At 41.5% G+C, this 9,608-nt stretch carries 8 protein-coding genes and 1 pseudogene; all 9 read left to right on the top strand.

Going from position 1 to position 9,608, the window contains the following annotated elements; translation table 11 throughout:
- The coding region (locus tag DCC82_RS12690; RefSeq protein ID WP_233252997.1) for an IS200/IS605 family accessory protein TnpB-related protein at window positions 1-938 on the top strand (938 nt) is incomplete at its 5' end.
- Window positions 939-1,165: 227 nt separating this feature from the next.
- The gene (locus tag DCC82_RS12685) at window positions 1,166-1,399 is read left to right on the top strand and encodes an exodeoxyribonuclease VII small subunit (protein ID WP_015864442.1); all 234 of its coding nucleotides are present in this window, start codon (window positions 1,166-1,168) and stop codon (window positions 1,397-1,399) included.
- Window positions 1,400-1,401: 2 nt separating this feature from the next.
- Window positions 1,402-2,295 (top strand): polyprenyl synthetase family protein, encoded by an 894-nt coding sequence (locus tag DCC82_RS12680; RefSeq protein ID WP_015864441.1) that lies wholly within the window; start codon window positions 1,402-1,404, stop codon window positions 2,293-2,295.
- Between the two features lie 217 nt (window positions 2,296-2,512).
- Complete coding sequence (gene dxs, locus DCC82_RS12675) at window positions 2,513-4,405, top strand: 1-deoxy-D-xylulose-5-phosphate synthase (RefSeq protein ID WP_015864440.1); 1,893 nt, start codon at window positions 2,513-2,515, stop codon at window positions 4,403-4,405.
- Between the two features lie 3 nt (window positions 4,406-4,408).
- A complete protein-coding gene (locus DCC82_RS12670; protein ID WP_062752871.1) occupies window positions 4,409-5,242 on the top strand; it encodes a TlyA family RNA methyltransferase in 834 nt (277 codons plus the stop codon).
- 67 nt (window positions 5,243-5,309) lie between these two features.
- A complete protein-coding gene (gene ahrC, locus DCC82_RS12665) occupies window positions 5,310-5,759 on the top strand; it encodes a transcriptional regulator AhrC/ArgR (protein WP_015864438.1) in 450 nt (149 codons plus the stop codon).
- A gap of 19 nt (window positions 5,760-5,778) precedes the next feature.
- Window positions 5,779-7,500, top strand: coding sequence for a DNA repair protein RecN (gene recN, locus DCC82_RS12660; protein WP_062752869.1), 1,722 nt, complete (start codon window positions 5,779-5,781; stop codon window positions 7,498-7,500).
- A gap of 125 nt (window positions 7,501-7,625) precedes the next feature.
- Complete coding sequence (gene spoIVB, locus DCC82_RS12655) at window positions 7,626-8,918, top strand: SpoIVB peptidase (protein ID WP_097354721.1); 1,293 nt, start codon at window positions 7,626-7,628, stop codon at window positions 8,916-8,918.
- A 314-nt stretch (window positions 8,919-9,232) separates the two neighbouring features.
- Window positions 9,233-9,604 (top strand): annotated as a pseudogene (locus DCC82_RS18265) (response regulator); the annotation flags it as partial.
- Between the last annotated feature and the right edge of the window lie 4 nt (window positions 9,605-9,608).

Raw genomic sequence — 9,608 nt, 5'->3', positions numbered from 1 at the left:
AGGAAAACAAAACCGCTCCCCGTTTACGATTCCCTGTGTCCGTTCCTGAAAAATATGAAGAGGAAATCATGGATCTCGTCATGGGAGAACAAGTCGGGGTGAATGCAAAAGGAAAGCCGATCATCGAATATCGACCATACACTGTCGAAATCCAACGCAAAAACGGGGAATATTATGTTCATCTCATCTATGAAGAAGAGGTATATGGCAGGGAACTTGCCTATGATGAACCGATTCAAGCGGAACGAATCGCAGGGATGGATATCAATATTGACCGCATCGCTGTAAGCATCGTTTCGAAACAAGGAAACTTCATCCAATCAAAAGTGTTTTACTGCCATGAACTCGAATATGTGAAAGCGAATAAACGAAACAACATCGTTGGAGAAACCGTACGAGATGTGTATGACTGGCTGCTTCAAGAGAATGTGGGGGCAGTGGTCATCGAAAACATTCAACTAAGACAGCGGCACGATACGGACAAACGATTCAATCGCTTGACCCATAATTTCAACAAGAAAAAACTGACTGATACTATCATTCGCCGTGGGATGCGGCTTGGGTTTCGCATCAAAAAAGTGAATCCGGCGTACACCAGCGTCATCGGTCGTTTCAAGTATATGAAGAAGTATGGGTTATCCGTCCATGAAAGCGCCGCTTTGGTGATTGGCAGACGGGGATTAGGGTATCAGGAACGGTTGCCAAAAGAACTCATTCACATCATAAAAACGAAAGTGAAAAACCATTTGATTGCGGTGCTAGGGTCAATGGAAGAATCCTACAAGCAATCGAAAAGCGGCAAGAAACAACGCCAATATATCGCGATGATGTTACGCAAAATCGAGAATTTCAAACAAGAGCATGAATGGTCGTTATGGAATATCTTGCACAAATGTTGTTGGCTGAACCAGGACCAAATTCAACTGAAGGAGGTGTAGACCTGGTTACTAAAATCGTTGTCGTGTACTGACCGAGGGAAGGAATGGTGCACGACAGGTGCCGTCGCTGACAGCGAGCCACGGGGTGTCTTTCACAATAGATGAATGACAAGGGAAATTCCCTTCCTGATGGAACTCGGTGAGAATCCGAGCGGCAAGCGGTGTTTCCTGGTTCCATCGCGATGAGTCGATTTTTATAGATTTTAGTAACCAGGAGAAGCATTTACATGAGTGAGGAAAAAGAATTGACGTTTGAGGAAGCAATGCAAAAGTTAGAAGAGATCGTCGAAAAATTAGAAGAAGGAAATGTACCGCTTGAACAGGCGATTTCCTTTTTCCAAGAAGGAATGAAGCTTTCCAAACTTTGTCATGATAAATTGCAACATGTGGAAAAACAGATGGAATACATTTTACGAGAGGATGGGCAACTCGCTCCTTTCTCGATTCAGGAGGAGGAATAGCCTTGAACCGGGCGGAGGTAGAGCAATTTTTACAACAACAAAAACAGCGTTTAGAAGAATCGTTGCCGCACTATATTGCAAGGCTGAATGCTCCTGGAACGATTAAACGGGCGATGTCTTATTCGCTGGAGGCAGGCGGGAAGCGCATCCGTCCGCTTCTGTTGTTTGCGACGCTGCATTCGTTTGGAAAAGAACCGGATATCGGGCTTCCAGTTGCGTGTGCTATTGAGATGATTCATACATACTCATTGATCCATGATGATTTGCCAAGTATGGATAACGATGATTTGCGACGAGGGAAACCAACGAATCATAAAGTGTTTGGAGAAGCGATGGCTATTTTAGCGGGAGACGGATTGCTCACTTACGCGTTTCAAGTGATTGCGGAAATGAGTGATGCGCGCATCGTTCCGGCGACAAAGATTCGTTTAATCGAAGAACTGGCAAAAGCGGCTGGACCGGAAGGAATGGTGGCAGGGCAAGTTGCCGATATCGAAGGAGAAGGAAAACAGCTGTCGCTTGAACAGTTGGAATATATCCATCGTCATAAAACAGGGAAAATGCTGCAATACAGCGTATTGGCAGGAGCGTTGCTCGCAGATGCGAAAGACGAGCAGCTGCACCATCTCCATACGTTTGCATCCCATCTCGGTCTCGCTTTTCAAATTCGCGATGACATTCTTGATATCGAGGGCTCAGAAGAAAAGATTGGCAAACGGGTTGGCAGCGATATAGAAAATAAAAAAGTGACATATCCATCGCTTTTAACGATTGCTGGGGCGAAAGAAAAGCTATCTTTTCATATCGCAGAAGCAAAACGTTATTTGCAAAAAGCAGAAATAAATGACAGTGTACTAAGTTATATTTGCGATTTAGTCGCTACGCGCGACCACTAAGGAAACGCTCATTGCTGATTCTTTGCGAATATGTTATAGTGAAATAATAGAGAGTTTTTTCTTGCATGCCGTTATCACAGTTGTGTTAGCGGCTCTTTTTTCTCTTTTTTAACGGAAATCGATTTTTTATGTTTAATCATGTATAATAATAACTAACTTCTGTATTATATCAGCTATAACAAAAGCGAACGATAAAAACGAAAGCGAGTGATCTCGTTTGGATGTTACCAAAATTAAAAATCCGCGCTTTTTAAAAAATATGTCAACAAAGCAGTTAATCGAATTAAGTGCTGATATTCGCAAATTTTTAATTGAAAAGCTGTCGAAAACAGGCGGGCATATCGGCCCAAATTTGGGCGTTGTCGAACTGACCATTGCGCTTCATAAAGTGTTTGATAGTCCGAAAGATAAGTTGATTTGGGATGTCGGCCACCAATCATACGTCCATAAAATTTTGACGGGGCGTGCATCCGAATTTGATACATTACGTCAATATAAAGGTTTATCAGGATTTCCAAAGAGAAGCGAAAGCGAACATGACGTGTGGGAAACCGGTCATAGTTCTACATCCTTATCTGCGGCAATGGGGATGGCAATTGCCCGCGATTTAAAAGGAACGGATGAATACATCGTTCCGATTATTGGCGACGGAGCATTAACAGGCGGCATGGCGCTTGAAGCATTAAATCATATCGGACATGAGAAAAAAGATATCATCGTCGTTTTAAACGATAACGAAATGTCCATTGCTCCAAACGTTGGCGCGCTCCATAATGTGTTAGGACGGTTGCGGACAGCGGGCAAATATCAATGGGTGAAAGACGAGCTGGAATTTTTATTAAAAAGAATTCCAGCTGTTGGCGGAAAGTTAGCGGCAACGGCAGAGCGCATTAAAGATAGCTTAAAATATTTGCTTGTTTCAGGTGTTTTTTTTGAAGAATTAGGGTTTACGTATCTCGGTCCTGTTGACGGACATAATTTTGACGATTTGTTTGAGAATTTGCATTATGCAAAAAAAATAAAAGGTCCTGTACTTCTTCACGTTATTACGAAAAAAGGAAAGGGATATAGTCCGGCGGAAAATGATAAAGTCGGAACATGGCATGGTACCGGACCATACAAAATTGAAACAGGTGATTTTCTAAAACCGGTGGATACTGCTCCATCATGGAGCGAACTTGTTAGCGAGACGGTGCGAAAATTAGCTCGCACAGATAAACGGATTGTCGCAATCACACCGGCAATGCCAGTCGGATCAAAATTAGAAGGATTTGCAAGCGAATTTCCTGACCGAATGTTCGATGTCGGAATTGCAGAACAACATGCAACAACGCTTGCTGCGGGGCTTGCGACGCAAGGAATGAAGCCATTTTTAGCAATTTACTCGACGTTTTTGCAGCGGGCGTATGATCAAGTTGTTCATGATGTTTGCCGGCAAAATTTAAACGTTTTTTTCGCCATTGATCGAGCAGGGCTAGTCGGCGCGGACGGTGAAACACACCAAGGTGTGTTTGATATCGCCTTTTTGCGCCACGTTCCGAACCTTGTCATTATGATGCCAAAGGACGAAAACGAAGGGCAGCATATGGTGTATACGGCGATTCAATATGATGACGGACCAATCGCGCTTCGCTTTCCGCGCGGCAACGGACTTGGCGTCAAGCTCGATGAAGAATTGAAGAAAATTCCGATAGGAACGTGGGAAGTATTGCGCGAAGGCCGAGATTTAGCGATTTTAACGTTTGGCACTACGATTTCCATGGCATTAGAGGCCGCAGAGAAGCTTGCTAAAGATAATATTTCTGTAAAAGTAGTGAACGCTCGTTTTATTAAACCGATGGATGAGAAAATATTACATGATTTGTTAGAAAGCAATATCCCAATTTTAACGATTGAAGAAGCGGTGTTGCAAGGCGGCTTTGGCAGCGCTGTTTTAGAGTTTGCCCACGACCATGGCTATCATCAAGCGGTGATTAACCGAATGGGCATTCCTGACCGCTTCATTGAACACGGCAGTGTCAAAGAGTTGTTAAATGAAATTGGTTTAACGACAGCACATATTATTGATCGTGTAAAAACCATTATACCAAGAAAACAAAAAAGGGCATGAGAGATGAAAGGGAAAAAAGAACGTCTGGATGTATTGCTTGTTCAACGAGGTTTAATAGAGACGCGTGAAAAAGCAAAACGCGCGATTATGGCTGGGCTTGTGTATTCGAATGAAATTCGATTAGACAAGCCTGGAGAAAAGGTGCCTGCAGATATCCCGCTAACGATAAAAGGAGACGTGCTTCCGTATGTAAGCCGCGGAGGATTGAAGCTGGAAAAAGCGTTGCGCACGTTTGATGTCAGTGTCCAAGATAAAATTATTTTAGATATCGGGGCATCTACGGGAGGATTTACAGATTGCGCGTTGCAGCATGGGGCAAAATTATCATACGCGGTTGACGTCGGCTATAACCAACTCGCATGGAAATTACGCCAAGATGATCGTGTTGTTGTGATGGAACGGACGAATTTCCGCTACGTCACGCCTGATTATTTTACGAAAGGGCTTCCACAATTTGCGACGATCGATGTCTCATTTATTTCATTGAAACTAATATTGCCTGTATTAAAAACCGTGCTTGTCCCTGAAAGCGATGTGATCGCTTTAGTCAAACCGCAATTCGAAGCCGGCAAAGAAAAAGTCGGCAAAAAAGGCATCGTTCGCGACCCGAACGTGCATGAAGAAGTGTTAACGTCCATTATCGACTTTGCGCTTTGCGAAGGATTTGATGTCATGAACTTATCATATTCCCCGATTACCGGCGGGGATGGAAATATTGAATTTTTGCTTCATCTTCGCTTCCAAGGCGGCAAAGAAATGGGAGAAAACTTCTTATCGCAATCGGTAAGCGCGGTAGTGAAAGAAGCTCATTTGCAGCTGAAAAGCAATTCTACTTAAGAAAGGGAATAACGGACATGGTTATTCCCGTTTTTTACCGTGAATTTACTTGTGAGAGGTGTCGAATTTGAATAAAGGACAAAGGCATATTAAAATTCGCGAAATTATTATGAGCCACGACATAGAAACACAAGATGAGCTCGTTGATATGCTTAAGAAAGCAGGGTTTAATGTCACGCAGGCGACGGTGTCAAGAGACATTAAAGAAATGCAGCTTGTCAAGGTGCCGATGGCAAATGGCCGTTATAAATATAGCCTTCCTTCCGATCAGCGTTTTAATCCTGTTCAAAAATTAAAACGCGCTTTAATGGATGTGTTTATCAAGCTTGATGGTGCTGGCAATTTGCTCGTTTTAAAAACATTGCCAGGCAATGCGCATGCCATTGGTGTTTTGCTTGATAATTTAGACTGGAACGAAATCGTTGGAACGATTTGTGGAGATGACACTTGTCTTATTATTTGTCGAACAGCGGAAGATGCCGAGAAGGTTTCCAAACAATTATTAGAAATGCTTTAAATGAAGGTGGTGATTCCACTTGCTAGCGGAATTATCCATAAAAAATTTTGCGATTATTGAATCATTGTCCATTTCGTTTGAAAAAGGACTGACGGTGTTAACTGGGGAAACGGGAGCGGGAAAGTCGATTATTATTGATGCGATCCATCTGCTGATCGGAGGACGGGGTTCGGCAGAATTTGTCCGCTACGGAGAAGACAAGGCGGAAATAGAAGGACTTTTTTTACTAGATAATGAAAACCATCCATGTTATGACAAATGTGCCGAAGTCGGCATTGACATTAGCGAAGGCATGGTTGTTTTGCGCCGTGAAATTTTCGCAACTGGAAAAAGCGTATGCCGCGTAAACGGAAAATTAGTGACGACGGCTATATTGCGCGATATCGGTTCTACGCTTGTCGATATTCATGGGCAACATGAACATCAAGAATTAATGAATCCATCTCGGCATCTTCCGCTACTTGATGAATACGGCGGGGCGGAAATTGCGGAGGCTCTTGAGGAATATCGCGCCGTTTATGAGAAGTATGAGCAATTGCGGAAGAAACTAAAAAAGTTAAATGAAAATGAGCAGCAAATGGCGCATCGCCTTGATTTATTAACATTTCAGCTAGATGAAATTCAAAAAGCGAATTTACAGCCAAACGAAGATGAACAGTTGATGGAAGAAAAAGTAAAAATTATGAACTTCCAAAAGATTTACGAAGCGCTTAAACATAGTTATGAGGCATTATCCGGCGAGCAGCGTGGTCTTGACTGGATTGGTTTGGCAATGAGCCATTTAGATGATGTCGCTTCTATTGACCCGGCATTAAAAGAAGCGTATGAAACGATTGCGAATAGTTATTATTTATTGGAGGATATTACGTATAAATTACGCGATGAACTCGAACAATTGGAATATGATCCAGCCCGCCTTGATTTTATTGAAAGCCGCCTTAGTGAAATCAATCAATTAAAACGAAAATACGGATCGACCATCGAAGATATTTTGCAATATGCAGAAAAAATTACAGAAGAAATCGATACGATTCAACATCGCGAAACCCATATTCACGAACTGCAAAAAGAATTGAAATCGGTGACGGAAGATTTATTAATCGAAGCGAAAAATGTGACGAATGTTCGCAAAAAGTACGCGAAAACATTAATTAACCATATTCATCAAGAATTAAAAGAGCTGTATATGGAAAAAACACAATTTGATATCGTATTTACGAAACGAGAAGGATCGCTTGATGCACCGCTGCTTGATGGTGTACCAGTGAAATTTCATGAAGATGGTGTCGATGATGTGGAATTTTATATTTCCACAAACGTTGGCGAACCGTTAAAACCGTTAGCGAAAATTGCCTCTGGCGGGGAATTGTCGCGCATCATGCTTGCATTAAAAAGCATATTTTCCAAACATCAAGGAGTTACATCGATTATTTTTGATGAAGTCGATACGGGGGTTAGCGGCCGGGTTGCACAGGCGATTGCCGAAAAAATTTACCGCATCTCCATCGATTCGCAAGTGCTTTGCATTTCCCACCTGCCGCAAGTAGCGGCGATGGCTGATACGCATTTGTTTATTGCGAAAGAAACAGATGGAAGCCGCACAAGAACGTCAGTCAAAGAATTATCGGACGAAGAAAAAGTAAAGGAAATCGGCCGGATGATTTCTGGTGTAGAAATTACAGAACTGACGAAAAAACATGCAAAAGAGTTGCTTGAGCTAGCAACAAAAATCAAAGGATGAAACGCTATCCATTATGGGTAGCTTTTTTTATGGGGAAAACGATTATATTTCCACTGTTTAAGGCAAAATTAAAACTGTAGCCGCTTTTTGGAGGGTGTAGGTGGGAGCGAGGAGAGTGACAAAGATTGAATACAGAGGCAATCCGAAAAATAATGGGGGTTTTTCTCCTTGTTTCGTTCATCATAATCGGTATGTCGAAACCGGTTAAAGAATATTTTCAAATTCCAAAACAAATCGTGATGTTTGAAGGTGAAGCGATGCGATTTTCTACTGCAGCGCTTCCAGTCCAAGCAACGGTGAAAGGCGCTCCCAAATCGATAGAAGTTCACAAACATGCTGATTCGTTTTCCGTAAAAGCAAAACAAAGTGGAGAAAAGAAAATGGTATTAGAAGTTGCCGGAATGCCGGTAAAACAGGTAGATGTAAACGTTTTGCCGACTTTGAAAGTCATCCCTGGAGGGCAATCCATTGGTGTTAAGTTAAATACAGTAGGAGTTCTTGTGGTTGGCTACCATCTCGTCGAAACAGAAAAAGGAAAAAAATCACCAGGCGAAATTGCTGGGATTAAAGTAGGAGATATTATTACAAGGATTAATGGCAAAAAAATTGAAAAGATGAGTGACCTTTCTCCTTTTATTGAGGAAGCAGGAAAAACAGGAAAACCGCTACATCTTCAAGTTCTTCGCGACAAACACTCTTTTACGACGAAATTAGTTCCGTTAAAGGATAAACATGATCATGCTTACCGCGTTGGATTATACATTCGGGATTCTGCCGCTGGTATCGGGACGATGACGTTTTATGACCCTGTTTCCAAAAAATATGGAGCACTAGGTCATGTCATTTCCGATATGGATACGAAAAAACCGATTGTTGTTCAAAATGGCCAAATTATGAGATCAACTGTGACATCAATTGAAAAAGGAAGCAGCGGCAGTCCTGGCGAAAAATTAGCACGGTTTTCCGATGAGGAAGAAGTGATTGGGAATATTACGAATAACAGCCCGTTTGGCATTTTCGGAAAGTTGACGGAACCGGTAGACAATGGAATTATGAATAAACCAATTCCAATTGCGTTATCGAACCAAGTAAAAGAAGGCCCCGCAAAAATGTTAACCGTTGTGGAAAACGATAAAGTCGAGCAATTTGATATTGAAATTGTAAGCACTATCCCGCAAAAATTCCCAGCAACAAAGGGACTGGTCATTCGTGTTACGGACCCGCGCTTATTAAAAAAGACGGGTGGCATCGTTCAAGGAATGAGCGGAAGTCCAATTATTCAAGATGGGAAATTAGTTGGCGCAGTTACTCACGTATTTGTCAATGATCCGACATCTGGCTATGGCGTCCATATCGAATGGATGTTAAATGAAGCAGGAATTGATGTATATGGAAAATCAAATAAAAAGGCGAGCTGACATGTAGCTCGCCTTTTTCAATTTTTTATGTAAAAAATTTCGTGAAAAACGTCAATAAATTCAGCGTTTTTGCATAGATATTTGGTGAAACATCATATAAAATGAATGTGTAAAGATTTTTCGACAAAAATGTGGCAATATTTATATTAAAATTGTCCAATCAACTCAATTTCTGTTATAATTTCATGAATTATTTGTTTTTTTAGCATTTTTGAAAAAAGTAAAAGGATTTTTCATCATATTGTCGAATTGTCTTAATGGAATTTTCTACATAGTGAAAATAAATAAATTGGGAAGTAAGGAGGAAGATTTTCTTGAAAATTAAAGTATGTATCGCAGATGATAATCGTGAATTAGTGAGCTTGCTGGAAGAGTATATTTCCAGCCAAAACGATATGGAAGTGATCGGGACTGCCTATAATGGGCAAGATTGCTTATATATGCTTGAGGAAAAACAGCCGGACATTTTGCTGCTAGACATTATTATGCCGCATTTAGATGGGTTGGCTGTATTGGAAAAAATCCGCACAAAGCTGGAAAAACAACCAAACGTGATTATGTTAACGGCATTTGGCCAAGAAGACGTGACGAAGAAAGCGGTTGAACTTGGCGCCTCCTACTTTATTTTAAAACCGTTTGACATGGAAAATTTAGTACATCATATCCGTCAAGTGTATGGAAAAACAACCA

The organism is Geobacillus sp. LYN3 (assembly GCF_003064505.1).
In the GTDB taxonomy this organism is placed as follows: Bacteria; Bacillota; Bacilli; order Bacillales; family Anoxybacillaceae; genus Parageobacillus_B; species Parageobacillus_B toebii.
Note: the sequence above shows the minus strand (reverse complement) of the source record. Positions and strands in the feature narration are given on the sequence as shown.